General features: G+C 39.1%; 18 protein-coding genes and 3 tRNA genes. 5 read left to right on the forward strand and 16 right to left on the reverse strand.

The genetic code is table 11. From position 1 onward, the window contains the following. Positions 1–4: 4 nt before the first annotated feature. The 9 genes from I6F43_RS19680 to xerD form a co-directional block, all read right to left on the reverse strand. A tRNA-Arg gene (locus I6F43_RS19680) sits at positions 5–81 on the reverse strand. A gap of 179 nt (positions 82–260) precedes the next feature. Continuing rightward, positions 261–337, reverse strand: a tRNA-Arg gene (locus I6F43_RS19685). Between the two features lie 38 nt (positions 338–375). After that, positions 376–468, reverse strand: a tRNA-Ser gene (locus tag I6F43_RS19690). A gap of 128 nt (positions 469–596) precedes the next feature. Then, the gene (locus I6F43_RS19695) at positions 597–779 is read right to left on the reverse strand and encodes a hypothetical protein (protein WP_024597674.1); all 183 of its coding nucleotides are present in this window, start codon (positions 777–779) and stop codon (positions 597–599) included. Between the two features lie 324 nt (positions 780–1,103). Next, positions 1,104–2,639 (reverse strand): lysine--tRNA ligase, encoded by a 1,536-nt coding sequence (lysS, locus tag I6F43_RS19700; protein WP_024597675.1) that lies wholly within the window; start codon positions 2,637–2,639, stop codon positions 1,104–1,106. 26 nt (positions 2,640–2,665) lie between these two features. Continuing rightward, positions 2,666–3,764, reverse strand: a protein-coding gene (prfB, locus tag I6F43_RS19705; RefSeq protein ID WP_139016071.1) for a peptide chain release factor 2 whose coding sequence is annotated in 2 segments (ribosomal slippage) — positions 2,666–3,688 and positions 3,690–3,764 — 1,098 coding nt in all. Because the reading frame shifts where the segments join, the coding sequence is not laid out codon by codon here. Positions 3,765–3,907: 143 nt separating this feature from the next. Next, entirely contained in the window at positions 3,908–5,629 is a 1,722-nt protein-coding gene (recJ, locus tag I6F43_RS19710; protein ID WP_197103714.1) for a single-stranded-DNA-specific exonuclease RecJ, read from the reverse strand. 81 nt (positions 5,630–5,710) lie between these two features. Then, positions 5,711–6,439: a bifunctional protein-disulfide isomerase/oxidoreductase DsbC gene (dsbC, locus tag I6F43_RS19715; RefSeq protein ID WP_007583768.1), complete on the reverse strand. Its 729-nt coding sequence runs from the start codon at positions 6,437–6,439 to the stop codon at positions 5,711–5,713. Between the two features lie 63 nt (positions 6,440–6,502). Next, on the reverse strand, positions 6,503–7,429 hold the full coding sequence (xerD, locus tag I6F43_RS19720; protein ID WP_169044283.1) for a site-specific tyrosine recombinase XerD: 927 nt from the start codon (positions 7,427–7,429) through the stop codon (positions 6,503–6,505). 94 nt (positions 7,430–7,523) lie between these two features. Between xerD and fldB the strand changes: the two genes are divergently transcribed. Further along, on the forward strand, positions 7,524–8,045 hold the full coding sequence (gene fldB, locus I6F43_RS19725; RefSeq protein ID WP_007583764.1) for a flavodoxin FldB: 522 nt from the start codon (positions 7,524–7,526) through the stop codon (positions 8,043–8,045). Between the two features lie 344 nt (positions 8,046–8,389). Here fldB and I6F43_RS19730 read toward each other — a convergent pair whose 3' ends face one another. The 4 genes from I6F43_RS19730 to I6F43_RS19745 all read right to left on the reverse strand — a co-directional run bounded on the left by I6F43_RS19730 (position 8,390) and on the right by I6F43_RS19745 (position 12,078). Beyond that, positions 8,390–8,857: a YHS domain-containing (seleno)protein gene (locus I6F43_RS19730; protein ID WP_169044284.1), complete on the reverse strand. Its 468-nt coding sequence runs from the start codon at positions 8,855–8,857 to the stop codon at positions 8,390–8,392. A 139-nt stretch (positions 8,858–8,996) separates the two neighbouring features. Then, a complete protein-coding gene (locus I6F43_RS19735) occupies positions 8,997–9,443 on the reverse strand; it encodes a DUF2147 domain-containing protein (protein ID WP_197103716.1) in 447 nt (148 codons plus the stop codon). 165 nt (positions 9,444–9,608) lie between these two features. Continuing rightward, positions 9,609–11,318 (reverse strand): DUF4153 domain-containing protein, encoded by a 1,710-nt coding sequence (locus I6F43_RS19740; protein ID WP_007583759.1) that lies wholly within the window; start codon positions 11,316–11,318, stop codon positions 9,609–9,611. 61 nt (positions 11,319–11,379) lie between these two features. Further along, the gene (locus tag I6F43_RS19745) at positions 11,380–12,078 is read right to left on the reverse strand and encodes a tRNA1(Val) (adenine(37)-N6)-methyltransferase (RefSeq protein WP_197103718.1); all 699 of its coding nucleotides are present in this window, start codon (positions 12,076–12,078) and stop codon (positions 11,380–11,382) included. A gap of 75 nt (positions 12,079–12,153) precedes the next feature. Here I6F43_RS19745 and srmB point away from each other — a divergent pair, with 75 nt between their 5' ends. Continuing rightward, positions 12,154–13,380 carry an ATP-dependent RNA helicase SrmB gene (gene srmB / locus I6F43_RS19750; RefSeq protein ID WP_007376476.1) on the forward strand — a complete coding sequence of 409 codons (1,227 nt, stop codon included), beginning with the start codon at positions 12,154–12,156 and terminating at the stop codon, positions 13,378–13,380. 272 nt (positions 13,381–13,652) lie between these two features. Beyond that, positions 13,653–13,973: a BON domain-containing protein gene (locus I6F43_RS19755; RefSeq protein WP_010553266.1), complete on the forward strand. Its 321-nt coding sequence runs from the start codon at positions 13,653–13,655 to the stop codon at positions 13,971–13,973. 216 nt (positions 13,974–14,189) lie between these two features. Here I6F43_RS19755 and I6F43_RS19760 read toward each other — a convergent pair whose 3' ends face one another. From I6F43_RS19760 to yaaA, 3 genes are all read right to left on the reverse strand, one after another. Then, entirely contained in the window at positions 14,190–16,160 is a 1,971-nt protein-coding gene (locus I6F43_RS19760) for a methyl-accepting chemotaxis protein (protein WP_197103720.1), read from the reverse strand. A gap of 362 nt (positions 16,161–16,522) precedes the next feature. Next, positions 16,523–17,479 carry a mechanosensitive ion channel family protein gene (locus tag I6F43_RS19765; RefSeq protein WP_197103722.1) on the reverse strand — a complete coding sequence of 319 codons (957 nt, stop codon included), beginning with the start codon at positions 17,477–17,479 and terminating at the stop codon, positions 16,523–16,525. Between the two features lie 121 nt (positions 17,480–17,600). After that, positions 17,601–18,380: a peroxide stress protein YaaA gene (yaaA, locus tag I6F43_RS19770; protein WP_007583748.1), complete on the reverse strand. Its 780-nt coding sequence runs from the start codon at positions 18,378–18,380 to the stop codon at positions 17,601–17,603. 225 nt (positions 18,381–18,605) lie between these two features. Between yaaA and tal the strand changes: the two genes are divergently transcribed. Further along, positions 18,606–19,556 (forward strand): transaldolase, encoded by a 951-nt coding sequence (gene tal, locus I6F43_RS19775; protein WP_197103724.1) that lies wholly within the window; start codon positions 18,606–18,608, stop codon positions 19,554–19,556. A 201-nt stretch (positions 19,557–19,757) separates the two neighbouring features. Then, positions 19,758–19,946 carry a DUF3545 family protein gene (locus I6F43_RS19780; RefSeq protein ID WP_024596183.1) on the forward strand — a complete coding sequence of 63 codons (189 nt, stop codon included), beginning with the start codon at positions 19,758–19,760 and terminating at the stop codon, positions 19,944–19,946. Positions 19,947–20,165: the final 219 nt, after the last annotated feature.

A 20,165-nucleotide genomic window follows, 5' to 3' on the forward strand; every position in this document is an offset into this window, starting at 1 on the left:
AAAGTGGTGGGCGCAGGAGGATTCGAACCTCCGACCGCTCGGTTCGTAGCCGAGTACTCTATCCAGCTGAGCTATGCACCCACTTTATAGTTTACTTATTTAAACTCTAAGTAGAGTTTTTGCTTATTTAGACTCTAAGCAGAGTTATTAAAGTATGGTGGGCGCAGGACGTATCTTCTAAGAATGAACCTCCGACCGCTTGGTTATAAAACCAAACACTTTAATTGCTTATTTAGACTCTAAGCAGAGTTATTAAAGTATGGTGGGCGCAGGAGGATTCGAACCTCCGACCGCTCGGTTCGTAGCCGAGTACTCTATCCAGCTGAGCTATGCACCCATACTTTAAAACTTTACAAAACACGCCATTAAAAGAAATGGTGGAGAGGGAGGGATTCGAACCCTCGATAGAGCTACAAACTCTATACTCCCTTAGCAGGGGAGCTCCTTCGGCCACTCGGACACCTCTCCGTCTTGTGGGGCGTATAATAAAGATTTCAGAAAATATGTCAAACACTTTTCTACCAAAAACGACTATATGGTTATAGATTGCACATATGCTTGGTTTAAAAGTGTAATTAGTTTGAAATTTAAGCGGGTTACGCGTTTTTATTTGAAGGATTAACACCTAGCACGGGAACTAAGTCATCAGTTAACTGAGCCAAATACTGTTCTTGGTAACCTAACTGTTGAAATTCAGCAATACAAGCACGGTAATAAGCATTTCGTTCTTGCTCTGATGTGCCCTCTTCTGAAAAATCATCTACTCGTTTGTCTTTCATACTATTATTCTAAGTCCTTTAAGAATCTATACTTAAACTGCTAAATACCAAGCAGTGTAAATTTCGTGCGTATTCTAGCTAAAACCTTTACATAAATACAACATATGTTTAAAAAACAATCATACTAAAAAGTTATAGCACTGTTAGTTTTAATATTAAAAACTGCCAATAACAATAAATTAGTGAAGCTGAATTGCACATTAACCAGCACTAATAACTACATTTAATTTTTAGTGTAGTACTTATTAATTAAAATACTAATACAAAATAAAAAAACGCCGCTATTAAGCGGCGTTTATTAACTTACTTTGTTCTACCCAAAGCTTAGTCAGCTTGCGGGCGCATATGCGGGAACAAAATAACGTCTTTGATTGTAGATGAGTCAGTAAACAACATTACTAAACGGTCAATACCAATACCTTCACCTGCAGTTGGCGGTAAGCCGTACTCAAGTGCGCGTATGTAGTCTTCATCGTAATGCATTGCTTCATCATCGCCTGCGTCTTTCTCTTCAACTTGGCGTGTAAAGCGCTCTGCTTGGTCTTGTGCATCGTTAAGCTCAGAGAAACCATTTGCAAGTTCACGACCGCCAACAAAAAATTCAAAACGGTCGGTAACAAATGCATTTTCGTCGTTACGGCGTGCAAGTGGAGAAACTTCCCACGGGTAGCCAGTAATAAACGTAGGTTGAATAAGCATGTGTTCTGCTGTTTCTTCAAATATTTCACACAAGAACTTACCTGGGCCCCAAACACAGTTTTCAGGAATTTTAACGTGTACTTGTTTAGCGTACGCTTTTAATTCGTCAAAGTGGTTTTCTGGGTCGTTAAATACCGCAGCATCAAACTCAGGATTATACTTTAAGATTGCGTCCGCCATGCTTAAACGTGTAAACGGTTGGCCAAAGTCGTATTCAACTGAGTCAATCACTTCGCCGTTTTCGTCTTTAGTTGTATTAACTACAACTGCACTACCTAGTACGTTTTCTGCAACCGTACGTAGCATGTCTTCGGTGATGTTCATCAGGTCGATGTAATCAGCGTATGCTTGGTAAAATTCAATCATTGTGAATTCTGGATTGTGACGCGTAGATAACCCTTCGTTACGGAAGTTACGGTTAATTTCGAATACACGGTCAAAACCACCTACCACTAAGCGCTTTAAGTAAAGCTCAGGCGCTATACGTAAGTACATGTCGATATCAAGCGCATTGTGGTGAGTTACAAACGGACGTGCAGATGCACCGCCAGGTATAACCTGTAGCATTGGTGTTTCTACTTCCATAAAGTCACGGTCTGCTAAAAAGCGACGAATGCCTTCAACTACTTGTGAACGGATGCGGAATGTTTCGCGCGTTGCTTCGTTAGTAATTAAATCAACGTAACGTTGGCGGTACTTTGTTTCTTGATCTGATAAGCCATGGAATTTTTCAGGCAACGGACGAAGTGACTTAGTTAATAATTGGTACTCAGTCATTTCTACGTATAAATCGCCTTTACCCGATTTATTTAATGCGCCTTTAACACCAATAATATCGCCAGTGTCTAGCTGACCATATTTTTCTTTAAGATCTTTTTGAACATCTTTAGATGCATACGCTTGTACGCGACCTTTCATGTCTTGAATTACAAAAAACGGTCCACGCTTTGCTAAAATACGGCCAGCGATAGACACAACTTCTTGCATTTCTACTAATTCTTCTTTGCTCTTATCACCAAACTGGGCTTGCAAATCAGCCGTGTAATGCTCACGACGGAATTGGTTTGGATGACCGTTGGCTGGGCAATTTTCGCGTATAGCGTCTAACTTGCCGCGACGCTCAGCGATTAACTTGTTTTCGTCTTGGATTTTATCAGTCATTTTTTAGCTCTTTATTAGCTTGGTGGTTATAGGCCAGATTTAAGGCTGGCTTCAATAAATTTATCTAAGTTACCGTCAAGTACCGATTGGGTATTGCGGTTTTCAACGCCTGTACGTAAATCTTTAATGCGTGCGTCATCAAGTACGTATGAACGAATTTGACTACCCCAACCAATATCAGACTTAGCGTCTTCTTGCGTTTGTTTTTCAGCATTTTGCTGTTGTAGCTCAAGCTCAAATAATTTAGCTTTTAACTGCTTCATCGCTTGGGCTTTATTTTTATGCTGCGAACGCTCGTTTTGACACTGCACTACGGTATTTGTTGGTACGTGAGTAATACGAACCGCCGATTCGGTGGTGTTAACGTGCTGACCACCCGCGCCCGATGCACGGTAAACGTCTATACGTAAGTCTGACGGATTCATATCAATTTCAATGTTATCGTCAACTTCTGGGTATACAAACGCAGAAGCAAATGAAGTATGACGACGACCACTTGAGTCAAATGGGCTTTTACGTACTAAACGGTGCACACCAGTTTCGGTACGTAGCCAACCGTAAGCGTATTCGCCAACAAAGCGGACAGTTGCGCCTTTAATACCGGCAACATCACCGTCGGTCGCTTCAACTAGCTCAACTTTAAAGCCTTTAGCCTCGCCCCAACGTAAATACATACGAAGTAAAATATTACACCAGTCTTGTGCTTCAGTACCGCCAGAACCTGATTGTAAATCAAGGTAAGCATCGTTTGAGTCATGAGGACCCGAAAACATACGACGAAACTCTAAACCTTCTAACTGTCCGTTTAAATCAGCAAGCTCAGTTTGCGCTTCAACAAAGGTATCTTCGTCTTCAGCTTCTACTGCTAGCTCAAGTAAGCCTTCAACGTCGTCAGTACCGGCTACTAGGTTATCGATTGTTTCAACAACCGCTTCTAATGCTGATTTTTCACGGCCAAGCGCTTGTGCGCGTTCAGGCTCATTCCATACGGCTGAATCTTCAAGCTCGGCGTTAACTTCTTCTAAGCGTTCTTGTTTAAGAGCGTAGTCAAAGGTACCCCCGAAGCAATTCAGTACGTTCGCGAATTTCCTTGATTTGATTAATCACAGGATTCACTTCAAACATGTACATCACTCCAAAATGGCTAGGTAATTGCGCCCCTTTAAATGGGATTTTCGCAATAAATTATCGTCAAATGATAAAAACGCCCGATTTTAACAAAAAACCGCGCGCTTTATTAGCATTTTATGCATGATATTACATATTTTTTAGTGTACTTTTTCAAGCTCTCTAACTATTAATTGCAGCGTAAATTTACCTCTAAACTCATTTATATCGAGCTGATACGCTACTTTCACAAACTTGGCCTCTGTATCTGGCCACTCTTTTACATCAATACCAAAAGCAATGGCATCAACTAATCGACCAGATTGGTGCTTTAACACGAGCTTTAAATGCTTTTCGCCTACTATGCGCTGCTGTATTACTTCAAAGGTATGCTCAAACACCGGCTCAGGAAATTGCTGACCCCACGGGCCCGACTGCTTTAATAGCTGGGCAAAATCCATTGTAAAGCAGTCGTTTGGCAGCTCGCCGTCGGTAAATACAATACAGCGTTTACTTTCTTCACTCAGTTGCGCGCTAACGGCGGCATCAAACGCTTTTTTAAAGTCGTTAAAGTGTTGCTCGTTAATACTTAAACCAGCAGCCATTGCGTGGCCACCAAATTTATTAATCAAGTGTGGGTCGGCTGTATTAAGCCCTTCGAGTAAATCGCGCATGTGTAGCCCTTCAATAGAGCGGCACGAGCCTTTAATTTCACCGTTTTCGCCACCAGCGAATATAACGGTAGGGCGGTGGTATTTTTCTTTTAAGCGACCAGCCAAAATACCAATAACACCTTGATGCCAATCGTCTTGAAACAAACAAATAGCATCAGGAATGTTATCGTCGCTAAATGCGAGCCTATCAAGCACGGCTTGCGCCTCGGCTTGCATGCCTTGTTCTATTTCGCGCCTTGCAAAGTTTAAGCTATCGAGCTCGCCAGCTATACTACGCGCTTGGTTTATGTCGGTGCTAAGCAAGCACGCTATACCCAAACTCATGTCGTCTAATCGCCCTGCTGCATTTAAACGCGGCGCAAGTGAAAAGCCAAAGTCGCTTGCGCTTAAGCGGGCAGCATTGCGGTTAGCCACTTCAATAAGCGCGGTAATGCCTGGGCGTGTTTTACCACTGCGAATACGTGCTAAACCTTGGTGTACTAAGGTACGGTTATTTGCATCAAGTGCCACTACATCGGCAACCGTTCCAAGCGCTACAATGTCGAGCAAGTTAGCTAAATTAGGTGGTGGTTGTTGCTCAAAATAACCCAAATCTCGCATTACGCTTCTCAGCGCTATTAATAAGTAAAAAGCAACGCCAACGCCAGCAATGGATTTAGACGGAAAATCACATTCATGTCTATTTGGATTTACTATTGCATCTGCATTTGGCAGCTGCTCACCTTGTAAGTGGTGATCTGTTACCAGCACTTTTATGCCAACCGCTTTTAAAATATCAATACCGGCAATACACGATATGCCGTTATCTACGGTGATCACTAAATCAGGTTTTATTTGTACTATTTGCTCAGCAAGCGCGGGGCTTAAGCCATATCCTAAGCTAAACCTGTCAGGAATTAAGTAATCTAAATGTTTAAAGCCAAACATCTCAAGGCCTTGCATTAATGTTGCAGTGCTTGTTGCGCCATCGGCATCAAAGTCGCCAACTATTAATATTTGGCTTTGCGCTTTTAATGCTTCAATTAATAAGTCGCTGGCTTTGTCGATGTCTTTAAACAATTTGAAGTCGTGAAGCGTAGCTACGCTGTTATTTAGCTCTTCGGCATTGAATACATTGCGGTTAGCATAAATTTGTTTAATTACAGGGTGTAAATTACTCGGCAGATGCGAGTCGTCAACGTTTTCACGCGCAATGATTAGTTTTTTCATGCAGGGTTTTAACTTATTGAGTCGTATTAAAAAGACAAAAAAAGGCCATTAAGGCCTTTTTAATAATAACTAAGCGTTTAATTACGACGCTTTGTTAGCTTCTAATGCTGCTTTTAGTGCTGCTGCTGGCTGGTAACCAGGGATCATTGTACCATCTTCTAAAATAATAGCGGGTGTGCCGCTAATACCAAAGCTTTGACCTAATTGGTAATGCTCTGCAACCGGTGCGCTACAGCCTGCAACTACTTTAGTGCTTGTGCCCGATTTAGCTTCTGTTAGTGCTTCTTGCTGATCGCGTGCACACCATACATTCATTAAATCTGCGTAACCTGAACCTTGTAAGCCACCACGTGGAAACGCTAAGTACTTAACGGTAATACCCGCATCAAGTAAATCGTCTAACTCGCGGTGTAATTTACGACAGTAACCACAGCTAATGTCAGTAAATACAGTAATGCTGTGTTTTTCGTTTGGCGCTTTGTACACAATCATCGATTCTTCGTATTCTTTAAGACCTTCAACACGCACGCCATTTAATGCTTGCTCTGTTAGGTTATTACGATTATTTAAATCAATTAACGTACCTTGCATTAAATATTGACCGTCTGGACTTGCGTAAAGCACGCCCTTATTAGTAATCAATTCTTTTAAACCCGTTACTGGACTTGGATTAATTTGCTTTACAGTTACACCAAGCTCGGCAAATTTAGTAATAATAGGATCATTAGCATCTGGTGTTACAGCAACGCCATTTGCAAATGCACTAATACTTGTGCACAACATGGCACCTGCTAACATTAATTTTTTCATAACTTCTCTCTATCCTAAAAATACTTAATATATTGACCGGCTTAATGATATTTACTTTCAAACTTACGCACGCGGGTGATGCTCTGCGTGTACCGACTTTAACCGTTCATTGGCAACATGGGTATAAATTTGCGTCGTCGATAAATCGCTATGGCCCAACATCATTTGTACCACACGTAAATCTGCCCCATGATTTAATAAGTGCGTAGCAAAAGCATGGCGCATAGTATGGGGCGATAATGGAGACTCAACGGCTGCCAAAATAGCATAGTGTTTAATTCTATGCCAAAAGGTTTGTCGCGTCATGCCTACTCCGCGTTTAGATGGGAACACAAAATCGGTGGCATGTTTTATCATTTGCGCACGCCCACCCTTTAAAAATTGCTCAAGCCAATACATGGCTTCTTCACCCAGTGGAACTAAGCGCTCTTTATTACCTTTACCTTTTACAAACACCACTGCTTGGCGCAAATTAATTTGCTCCATGCGCAGTCCAACAAGCTCACTTACACGCAAACCCGTTGCATAAAGTAGCTCTAGCATGGCTTTATCGCGCAGTCCCATCGGTTCTTCGGTATTAGGCGCATTTAATAATGCCTCAACTTCAGCCTCTGAAAGTGTTTTAGGTAACGACTGCCCTGCTTTTGGCTGAGAAATATTTAGCATGGGGGTGTCACTAATTAGTTTTTCGCGCACAAAGTACTGATAAAAACGCTTTAGCGCACTAATACTACGTGCCGTACTGCGTGGTTTTAAGCCTAAATCGACTCGGTGCGCTAAGTAACTCTCTACATCAAGCCCTGTTACCGTCATTAAATTTTCGCCCTTTAAAAATAGGCAAAACTTATCTAAATCACTGCGATAAGCACTTAATGTGTTTTCGCTTACGCCTTGTTCTAAGTACAGGCTATCTAAAAAGGTTTCTAGGTAGTCGCTATTACTGCTCATACTGCTATTATTTTCAAAAGAATCGTCAGATAGCGTTGTCACATTATGCTCTCATGCTTTGCTAAGGTATCAATTAAAAATACCTTACGGTAAACTTGAGCCTATCATATCAGGCAATTACACAGTGATAAATACGATGCAAATTGGTTTATTTTTTGGTTCTACTACGTGCTACACCGAAATGGCAGCAGAAAAGATTCGCGACATTATTGGTGCCGATATAGTTACCCTGCACAATATTAAAGACGAGCCACTAAAAAATGCAGAGCAGTATGACTTTATCATCTTTGGTATTTCAACATGGGATTTTGGTGAAATACAAGAAGACTGGGAGTCAAAGTGGGACGACATAGCCGACGTAAACCTAAATGGTAAAACCATTGCTTTATTTGGCATGGGCGATCAACAAGGTTACGGGCAGTGGTTTCAAGATGCGCTAGGCATGCTACACGACGAAATAAATACGCAAACATTTACTCAACTTGGTTTTTGGCCAAACGACAGTAGTTACGAGTTTGAAGCTTCAAAAGCATTAACGCCTGATGGTAAACAGTTTGTAGGACTCGCGCTCGACGAAGACAGTCAATACGAGCTAAGCGACGACCGCATTGCAACATGGGTTGAACAGGTAATGACTGAATACGGCGAAACGCTTTAATTAATAAGCTAATAAATAAAAAGCAAAAAGCCCGCAACTAGTTTAGTTGCGGGCTTTTTAATTAGGGCGTGTTGATCTTTGGTGGGTGAATTTTCAGCAGTATGTTTGGTTTTTAGGCAAGGCAGAGCCTATGTAGTGTGGTTATTCCCCATAAATAGGCGATAACGCAGCATAAATGCCAAACATGCACTGCCCTCTGGGTTCTTTCTAGGGGCGATCAACTCTTTGTTGCTCGGTTTTTACTTAGCCCACTAGGTTACAAACCTCGCGCCGCGATTTAATCGCCCCTAGATTGAACAAATTTCAATCCACAAAGATCAACACACCCTAGCAATATGAGTAATTTATTGAAACGTCATCACATTGGTTGTTTGTGGGTAGTACCCATCTGCCATAACAATGTACGGTAATAAATTACTTAACCATTTTTGCTGCACGCTTTCGCTATAGTTTAAGTAAAGCTTACCTTCGTGAATATAAAATGCTTCTGGGTCTATACCTACAGCGTTACCTTCATCAGCCATTGCATAAGCACACCAACCACCGTATTGCGGTGCATAACGCTTTGGGTTTTCTGCAAATGTCGTTTTGTTTTCTTCACTCGAAAAGTGCCAGTTGGCACCTAAATAACTAAACGTGTATTTTTCGCTGCCTTTAACGGCTTTATTTTGCGTAAAATAAGCAACGCTGTCGTACCCTTTAATAGCCGTGTTATTAAACCAACCCGTATTTACAGCATCATCCTTTGCATTTGCCCCACCGCTTATTAACAGTGCGCTAAGCATTATTAAAGCAACTATGTACTTAATCATCTTTTTTCCTTTATTATTTACTCAAAATTGAATGCCAATTAAATATAGCTGGCTTAGTGAGTAAGAAAGGCAAAGCGCAAAAATGATTTCAGTTAATACTTAATTATTTAACGTTTAGTAATTAAATAAGTAGTAAAACTTACTCTACTTTTAGCCAATATTGGTTTCGGTAAAAAAAGCCAATGTAGCCGCGTACTTCGAGCTTTTTACCTTCATCTTGCGGGGTTAGTTGTAAAGTGTAGGTTTTACCATTTGTTGGATCGAGTATTTCACCGTCTCCCCAAACACCATCATCTTGTGCTTTTACACCCGTGATTATAGTCATTCCTAAAATAGGCTGATCTTTTAACTCATCATCACATTTACTGCATATACCGTTTTGTTTTGCCGGGTTAAGAATGGTTTCAACTTTGCCGCTTAATACACCGTTGGTTTGGGTAATACGTACATACGACTTAGCTTGGTTTGTATCCTCATCAATCGTTTTCCAAAGCCCTACAGGCGTAATAGCAGCAAACACACCTTGGCTTGCAAAAATGGTGGCTGCTAACGTGCTAAGTAATGCTAATTTATTTAACTTTTTCATTGTGTTGCCTTTTAAATTAAGTGGCCAATGGTTAAATCATATCAGGTGATTTATAAACACACTATTAAAGCGCTGTACATAAAATAAAAAACTAAAAGCAAAAAACCTAAACTAATAATCATTAGTTTAGGTTTAAGGGGCAGTAGCATAAAAAAAAGTTACGTATTACCTCACTTTAAAAACAACATCCCCTATTTTTAGATTTGAATATTCAGGCTCAACTAAAGATAATTCGTTATTATCAATCATGCTTTTAAGGTATCTAATCTCTTCAGGATTTTCGACATTCATATACCTTGAGCGCCACTTACCCATGTCGAATAACCAGAAATATGCGGATATATTTTCATTACTTTCGTCAATCACTATAAAATCGAGTTCATCATCTTTGTTTAAATCCATGCCAATGAAATAGTAAGTATGTTCTTTTAAAGAGTTACGATCGTAAAAATGTTGTTCAGAAAATACTGCCTCTATTAAACCTTGAGGTATTAGCGCTTGTGATGGCCAAAATACACTGCGCTCAATAAAATCATCGACTGTGTGTTCAAGCGTTAAAGCAAACTCATTATTTACATACATCCTATCGATGATAGCGTATTGCTCTGGGTGACTCGTTTCAATTTTCTGTTTTAATAACTGCATAGCTAAATAACCTTGGCGACCTAAGCTGTGCTCAAAATAGTAATAGTCAAACTTTTCTATTGTTACTTTATCTGCATCTAAACGCGCTATTTGGCTGTTTGTAGATAAGCTTTGAAAATTTAATAAAGGGGAGTTAACAGCAAGCATACTAACGAGCACCACCCACCCCATCACAATATTTATTTTGCTAAGCGGCTCTAGCCAATTGTCTCGCTTTGTTATAATTCCAACAAGATAACTAAACGAAAAACACGCCAATAAAAACCAGATCAAAATGCCCCAACAACGATCTACTGTTAGCCCATGCTGCTCTACCCGTAAGTAAATTCCATAGGCAGAAATAACACTATAAACTGGAAGTAACGCAACGCTTATAAAAACGAGTCGGTGCAAGAGCATGTGATAAGGGCGAACTGATGAGTCATCTTTATAAACAGTGTTAACAAAAAACAACGTGAGCACCTGCAGCCACATTACTAATAAACTGCCACTTCCGGTCTCCCATAATTTATTGAGTCCGGTAAAAGGAAGTGTTGCTAAAAAACCGAGAGAAATAACTGATAAAACAGGCAATAAAAACTTAATTAAAGTTTGTAGTAAAAAAGCGATATTATCTTCAATGTTCAAAAGCTTTCTAAATATGACACTCGCAAAGGCAAATGCGAGCGTTAAGGTTGGGATCCAAAACCATTCATTTCTTAGTAGCTCAGAGAAAAATTCTATATCTAAAATATCAAATAAAGCCGCACCTAAATTTAGAATTCCCCAAAAAATAAGTACAAACAGCCAGCATTCTCCAAATATTATAAAATTACGCCAAGAGAGCTTAAATAAACGACTGTAACTAACATTTTCTGAGCTACCAAATTGTTGTATGTACATAAGGCCTTTAAAGCCAGCTATTAAACTAGTAAAAATAAAAACTGACATTAAAGTGTTATTACTTACGTACTCTTGAGGCTCTTGCTGAAAGCCAACATACGCCCCCAATAAAGATAACAACAAGGAAAAAGGAAGGATTAAAAGCAACGACGTTTTTATATTATTTTTATTAACGGTCATTAGCATTAATAAAGGAAAGCTCATAGAAAATGTAATAAGTGAGACTAACCATGTAGGGCTTGTTGCTGGCCACACATTATTTTCTATACTGCTATACAAAAGGGTAAGAGCAATAGCCTGTAGTACGGCAAGTATAATTATAAAAGATTTTGGTAACTGACTATCCATATCTGTTCTCAACAATAGGTTTTAGTCAGTTTGCGTTATTCGTTCCTATTTTACAATTGCTTCACATTTTCAAATAAAATGCTTTGCATAGGGCTATATAATCAGCAGTGTAGGTATTATCTAAGTTTCTAATACACAGGGTTGATGATTCTATATCGCTTTTTACGTAGCTAAATGTCATTAAACTGCGGCTAATATCTTTGTTGGGCGTGGCCTTTACTTGGCAATGAGTATTTAAATAAAGCCCATTTTGAATAGCAAGCTCAATAAATAATGCGCCTTCAACGCTTGGAAGTATTAAGCTAAAGCGGGAACCACTATGGCTTAAATGTTTAAACGCATTAATTAACTCTTCAAAACTTAGGCCGTCGGTATGGCGTGCGGTATTACGCGCAACATTATCGCCTTTTAAACTGTGATTAAAATACGGTGGATTAGAGATAACCACGTCAAATTTAACTTCACTACTAAAGCGTTGAATAGTTTGGTGCGTAATACTTATAGTTGGCCACGGGCTATTAGCTACATTTTGTAATGCTTGGGTATAGGCGCTTTCGTCAATTTCTACCGCAGTTATATCAAGCTCATTACTGCGCTGCTTACACATTAGTGCTAACAAGCCAGTGCCGGTGCCTATATCAAGTAATGACTTTGCACCGCTTAAATTAGCCCATGCGCCAAGCAAAATGCCATCGGTAGAAACTTTCATTGCACAGTGGTCGTGTTCAACTTTAAATTGTTTAAATACAAAACCAGACATTTTTTCACCTTTTCATTCACCAAGCGCAGCATAGCGCGTATAATCAGGGTAATTGTCCCTTATTTTAGACACTCTATGCAATTTTCTGAATTTGATCTTGATAACAAGCTACTCGATGCCATTAATAAAATGGGCTACGAGACGCCAACCAGCATTCAACAACAAGCTATTCCTGAAGCACTACAGGGGCGCGACATTTTAGCATCTGCGCCTACTGGTACAGGTAAAACAGCGGCATTTTTAATTCCGGCTATTCAGTACTTACTGGATTTCCCACGTCGTGATCCTGGTTTTGCGCGCGTACTCGTTATGACCCCAACTCGTGAGCTGGCTTATCAAATTCATGAACAATGTGAACTGCTAGCTAAACGCACACACCTAAAAATTGGTGTAGTAACAGGCGGTATTAACTACGGCACGCATAAAGAAATTTTTGAAAAAAATAACGATATTTTAATCGCCACACCAGGTCGATTAATGGAATACCTAGAAACCGAAAACTTTCATGCTGAACACGTAGAAATGCTTATTATTGATGAAGCAGATCGCATGTTAGATATGGGTTTCAAAAAAGAAATGAGCCGTATTTGTGACGAAGCTAAAAATCGTCGCCAATGTTTTTTATTCTCAGCAACACTTGAAGGTGACAGCGTAGAAAGGTTTGCTGAAAAAACATTAAACGACCCAGCTCTATTAGAAGCCGAATCGTCACGTAAAGAAAAAGCTAAAATTCACCAATGGGTACATTTAGCCGACGATTATCATCACAAACTTGAATTATTAGTTAATACGCTAAAAAACCCTGACGTAACTAAAGCGATTGTGTTTGTTAAAACTCGCGAACGCTTAGAAACATTGATTGGCGAACTTACAACTAATGATGTAAAAGCGGCGTGGTTACGCGGCGAAATGCCACAAGACAAACGTATGAAAGCCATGGAAAACTTCCACAGTGGCAAAACAAGCATATTAGTTGCTACCGACGTAGCTGCACGTGGTATTGATGTATCTGACATCAGCCACGTTATTAACTTTGATATGCCGCGTACTGCCGACGTATATGTACACCGTATTGGTCGTACTGGCCGTGCTGGTAAAAAAGGGATAGCAATATCGCTAGTTGAAGCACACGATATTGGTATTTTATATAAAGTAGAACGCTACGTTGAGCAAAAGTTAAAACGCCGTGTAATTAGAGGCGTTGAGCCACAGCATAAAGAAGCTAAGCCACCGGCTAAAAAGCGTAAAGACCCAGTAAAAATGAAAGCTAAGAAAAAGGCTAAGGTTAAAAAGAAAAAGTAACCTAAAACATTTTTATACTAAGCCGACTTTTGTCGGCTTTTTAATGCAAGCCTTGCAGGCTCTGCTGTTTGTACCTGTTACATATGTAACCCAAGCATGTAACTCATACTCATTTAAATGTAATTTTTGCCCACCTGAATTCCCACTTAATAAAAATCCCTTATATTTCATAGCGTTAATATTGGCACCGAAATTGTAACTACAAAGATAACCTAGCCGATGGAATTTCCATATTGTGGCTGCACTATTCACTGTAATGTAAGGATTAAGTTATGAACCGCTTCAAGTTAACTATCGCTTTAGTATCATTTTGTTGTTTATTTTTATTAGCTTGCGCTACAAAAGTAAGTGCAGCAACCAACATGGCCGTAGTAAGCAGTGTAGCCACTCAACCTAACTTACAACAAGCTATCACCAACACCCTACGAACTAATCCTAACCTAGCGTTAAGTGATATTCGTGTGCAGGTAAAAAATGGTGAAGTAGATTTATACGGTGAAGCACAAACTGGTTTTCAGCGCGCACTAGCTCAAAAGTTTTTAGAAAATATGGATGGCGTAAAAATCATTCGTAACAAAATTAGCGTTATTTAACATGTTAGAATAAAACATAAATATGTTGGAAGTTTGTAATTTACGAGCTCGTCGGTTGCAAAGTGTCTCACCAAATCTAATATTTATTTATGCGCGTGCACTATTTGGCACGCGCTTATTTACGTCTTTTATGGTACGTCGCTGTAACATCCTACCGTAGTTATATCTGTATGATTAGCGTCATTAAATCAAAGATTTCTAAATTAATGGAGTAAGTTAAAGACTAAACTTTTGGGCCTCATCATTTAAACCGTTTGCCATTCTAGACAATTCGCTACTTGACTGTGCAATATCTCTAACTGCCTGCTCGGTCTCTGATATACCCATATTTATGACACCTATATTTCGTGATATTTCATCGATGGTGGTTGCCTGCTGCTCAGAGGCGGTTGCAATTTGAACAACCATATCAAAAATTTCATCTACTGCTTTGCCTACATTACTATTGATTAAGTTTGCTTTCTTAGCTATTTCCTGAACTTGAGTTGTTTGTCCTACATTGTCAGTCATTGCTTGAACAGCTGCGTTACTGGCACTCACAACAGCTTCAATGATCACTTCAACCTCCATTGTAGACTCTTGCGTAGACTTAGCTAAGCTTCGTACTTCATCAGCAACAACAGCAAAACCACGCCCTTGTTCACCAGCTCTAGCTGCTTCAATTGCTGCGTTCAAAGCAAGTAAATTAGTCTGATCAGCTATCTTTTTAATAACGCCTAATACATTCACTATTTTTTCTGAATTATGCTTCAACTCCGTCACTTCATGTGCTGATTTTTTTGTAGCTTCTCCAAGAGAAACAAGTGCGTTGTAAGTACTATCATTATTTTCAGAGCCTTCTCGAGCCATTCTTTGAATATTTTCACATAATAATGATGCACTAGCAGTTGTACTCGCTATCTCTTTTACTGTTTCAGTCATTTCGGTAGTGGCGGCTGCAACTTGTATAGTTTGTGCTTGCTGCTCGGTAACTGCTAAGCTAGTTTGCTCAGTAACTGAGGCAAGCTCTGTTGCTGTACTGCCTTGCTGAACTGCAACGTTAGATAATTCACCAATCATTTTTCTGAGATTTTCTAACATGGTATGCAATGCAACTTGTAGCATGCCTACCTCATCGTGTGAATTAACTTCGATATTACTGCTAAGATCTCCTGCCGCCACTTTTTTAGCAAAAGTGGAAGCTACAATTATTGGGGTCGCTATTTTTCGAGAAAAGAAAACACCAATAAATACAACAACAATTGCAGCTACTATTATAGAAATCACACTAAAAAGCACAGTCTGATGGACTGGTGCAAATGCTTCTGATTCGTCAATTTCACTTAATATAATCCAGCTAAAATCTCCAATCTTTATACTATCGAAGGCAGAAAGCACGTTATTTCCATTATAATCTTTTATTATTTTAGTACCATGTTGAGCATTCAAAGCTAAATTTACAGCCTCTGTATCAGCACCATTATTTGTTACAGTTCCTGCAAAACTTGCTTTGAGTGAATGTCCTTCAGGGTCAAGATATGAATCAGAACGCATTAGCTTATCTTCTCCAACTAGGTAACTCTCACCAGTTTCTCCCATCCCTTCGCGAACACCCATTATTTGATTAGTCCCTTTGCTCGAAAGCTGTAAAGCAACTATTGTATCGCTACCATCAACAGGTATAGCAATAAACGCAGCGGGTTCTCCATTACTTGGTGCATACGGTTTGTAATCAGCAATACTAAAACTTTTAGATTGTTTAACCTCTTTAATTAAATCGCCTAAATTTGAACTCGCATATTTCCCTTGTAATATGTTTGTTTGATAATCAGATTCTCTAGCTTGAGTGTAATAAATAAGCCCATTGTTATTAATTAAAAACACATCGTAATAGTCATACTTCTGTATATATTCTGTAAAAAAGCGATCATAGTTGTCTTCCTTAAGCTGCGGAACAATTAAAGCCAAAAGCTCAATATCTGCCCTTTTTTGATTAAAATAATTTTCGATCTGAGTTTTTTTTATTTGATTAATCGCCTCAAGCGACTGAGATATATTGTATTCGACGCGTGATTTTGATTGTAATGTAGAAATTGTAGTAATTATGAGGGCGGGTATTATCCCTACGAGTAGGAAAATTAATGTTAGCTTGGTTTTTAAACTCCAGTGACTCGTTTGAAAAGCTGAATTTTCTTTCTTGCTTGGCATTTGTATTTACTAAATAAAGAGCAGTTAAGTTAAACCTAGCCTACCAAAAGCTAAAAATAAATTTATTTATTCAAAAACCCCGAATTTACAGGTGAAAACAAACAAAACAGAAACATAAAACCACTAAAATGCATTTATTATCCAAACACCTCGTTGTTTATGTATTTGTAATGGTTACAAGTTTATTTATTGCGCTCTTATTGGAAAATGATAATTTATACTTATATGAAGGGACTTAACTTTAAAATTAGAAATATCCTTTATTTTATAAAATGTCTAAAAAGCGCATTTTTACTCTGTAAAAATGCGCTGTTGGTAAGTAACTATTTCCCAATGCTTTTGCCTAATGAGCTTTAACTAAATTACTCACTTTGGCTAGAGTCAGCACCGTCGCTACTGTCTTTATTTGATGACTGCGGGCTTATTTTGTCACTTATCATGGCATCGAGTTTTTCTCCGCCTTTAATACCAAAATCTAAAGTACGAATTGGGAATGGAATGCTAATGTCCGCCTCGTCTAGCGCTTGCTTAACGGCAACAACACCTTTATGGCGTACCGTCATGAAGTCAGGCTCGCCTGGGTATTTAATCCAAAACCACACCAGTAAGTTAATGCTGCTGTCGCCAAAACCTTCGGCGTATACTGCGGTTTCATCTTTGCGTATTACGAAGTCAAATTCATTTATTTTTTCGACGATGACGTCTTTTGCTTTTTCTATGTCGTCGCCATACGAAATACCTACGGGTACTTCTATGCGTCTAACACCTAGCGTGGTGTAATTTTTTAGTACGTTTCTAAATAATACTTTGTTTGGTACCAGTATTAACTGCCCATAAAAGCTCTCTATTAGCGTGTTACGTAGGTTTATAGAATGTATTGAACCAAACACATCATCGGTTTCTATTACGTCACCTGTTTTAAATGGCTTACGTACACCCATTGCTATACCTGCAATTAGGTTTTCGGTCATGTCTTGAAACGCAAAACCAATGGCTAAACCCACAATACCCGCACCAGCAAGTAACGAAGTTACGGTGCCTTTTAGCCCAACAAAATCGAGCGCTATAAATAAACCTATACACAACACAATAACTTTAAAAATTGACGCCATTAAGTCGGCAATTTGTGTTGAGTCGAGAGAGCGGCGTAATATGTTTTTCATCAGCTTGCCAGCAAAGCGCGCCAATATTGAAAACACAATTGCGATCAGTATCGCAACTATAAAATTAGGGATATGGCTTATTACAACATCAAACCACCCTCCGAGCTTTTCTTCTATTAGTTTTTCGGCTTCGTCAATTGACGGAATGCTGATCATTTTATTTGCACCTATTTAATTAGTGTTCTCATTAATATTAGATGAGATTGCAAATATAACGCCAACATCAAAAAAGCCATGCAATGCATGGCTTTTAAAATTTTTATTTAAGCTTATAAACCTAATTTTGTTCGTCGCGCATAAATACCGGCTCAAGCTCTTTAACTGTTGCCTCTGGGCTAAAGTAATAACCTGCTACCGTAAACTCTTTAAGTTGGCTTAACTGCGTTACTTTATTTTCGATAATGTAGCGCGCCATCATGCCGCGTGCTTTTTTAGCGTAAAAGCTAATTACTTTGTATTGACCGTTTTTACAGTCTTTAAAGTGTGGGGTAATAATTTGTGCATTTAATGCTTTTTTATCTACCGCTTTAAAGTATTCGTTTGAAGCAAGATTAACTAAATATTGTGCGTCTTGCGCTTTTAATACGTCGTTTAGTTTATTCGCTATAACGCTGCCCCAAAACTCGTATAAGTTTTTGCCACGTGAGTTTTCAAGCTTGGTGCCCATTTCAAGGCGGTAAGCTTGCATTAAATCAAGTGGCTTTAATAAGCCGTATAAACCAGAAAGGATACGTAAGTGGTTTTGTGCGTAATCAAGCTCGCTAGCTTTAAGCGTACTTGCATCTAAACCGCCATATACATCGCCATTAAAGGCAAGTGCGGCTTGTTTAGCATTACTTTGTGTAAACGGCTGTGCCCACTCACTAAAGCGTGCTGCGTTAAGCCCAGATAGCTTGTCGCTAATTTTCATTAAACTGCCAATTTGCGCTGGTGTTAGTTCACGGCATACTTTCATGAGCTCTTCGCTGTGCTCTAGTAATTCAGGCTGAGTGAACTTGTCTGTTGCGGGTGGCGTTTCGTAATCAAGATTTTTTGCAGGTGAAATAACAGTGATCATAGTTAGCTATTGACTTGTAATTTATTTAGTGTCAATTTCAACATTAAATGAAACGAAAAGCACGTTTTGTTTAAATAAATCCTCTCTTAATAACCCATGCATTGCCGTTTTTTTATTGATCAGGACATAAGACCTATCAAGCATTGTCACACTGTTGCAGTATGGATTGTATATATTAAGAGTGATTAGATTTTTCTTTTAACTTGCTTGGAATGAGGAAAGCAAATGACTTCAGCTCTACAAAGGCTAAAACAACATTCATCTATTGTGGCCGATACTGGTGATATTGAAGCTATTAAAAAGCATCAACCAGAAGATGCAACTACAAACCCATCGCTTTTATTAAAAGCGAGCGAGATTGAAGCATATAAGCCTTACCTAGATAAAGCTTGGAGCTACGCAAAAGAAACCGAGCAAGAGCCTGCTAAACAACTTGAACTAGCATGTGATTACTTTGCCGTATTACTTGGTAAAGAAATTAGCGAGATTATACCTGGTTATATTTCTACTGAAGTAGATGCACGCCTTTCGTTTAATACGCAAGCTACAATTGATAAAGCACATACCCTACTTAGCCTTTACGAAAAAGAAGGTGTAAGCAAAGACAAAATATTAATTAAAGTAGCGTCTACGTGGGAAGGTATTAAAGCCGCTGAGCAGCTAGAAAAAGAAGGCACTAAATGTAACCTTACTTTATTATTTAGCGATGCCCAAGCCCGTGCTTGTGCCGATGCAAACGTATTTCTAATTTCGCCATTTGTTGGTCGTATTTTAGATTGGCACGTTGCTAACGGTATGGAAAAACCAACCGATCCGCTACAAGATCCAGGTGTTCAGTCTGTACGCAGCATTTTTGAATTTTACAAACGCCATGACTACAAAACAGTTGTGATGGGTGCAAGTTTCCGTAATACAGGCGAAATTATTGCACTTACAGGTTGTGACAAGCTAACTATTAGCCCTAATCTTTTAGAAGATTTAGGCAACCTTGAAGGCGCACAAGAATATTTGCTTGAAAGCGATGTTCCACAAGAGCCAAAGCCAGAGCCACTTACAGAAGCGCAGTTCCGCTGGTTACATAACCAAGATGCTATGGCTACTGAAAAACTAGCTGAAGGTATTCGCTCTTTTGCTGATGCACAAGAACAACTAGAGGCGCGCTTTAAAGCAATGTAATTTGCTATAATCGTGTTTTAAAAACGTCGCAATAGCGGCGTTTTTTTATGCCTAAAATACGCTACTCCTCCATATAATCTTTGTATAAACCTTCATCAACTCATCACATCCCCGTAACATAACTGTCACTTTTTTGTTCTATTTTAGTTATGCCTGTGGTATAGGTATTCTTGAGGTCAATAAAATCAATAGGAGAAGTTCATGGATAGCCTAAACGATATATTAGAGATATTAGAAGGACCAGATACAACAAGGAAAACCTCCCAGAAAAATAAAAAAAGAAAATGGCGTGAAATAGAAGCAATAAAAGACAAACAACGCCTACGTAAAGAACTACAAGAACTAGACTACTTTGCAGACAGTATTGCGATTGAAGAGCTCGATTTTTAATTCAATACGCCCCAACTAAACAAAAAGGCTTCCGATATATGGAAGCCTTTTTTAATGCGCTGAAAATAGCTGCATGAGGTAAATTTTTTATTCAGAGCTCATATATGGTCTCCTCCAGTATTGCAAGGTGTCATTCAACGATAGCAGGGACAGGTTTGCTGTCATATATACGGTCTTTTAGTGAAGATTATTACTTCTGACCTTGATGTAATCCGCGCA

This window comes from Pseudoalteromonas sp. NZS71_1 (genome assembly GCF_015864305.1).
Taxonomy (GTDB): domain Bacteria; phylum Pseudomonadota; class Gammaproteobacteria; order Enterobacterales; family Alteromonadaceae; genus Pseudoalteromonas; species Pseudoalteromonas arctica.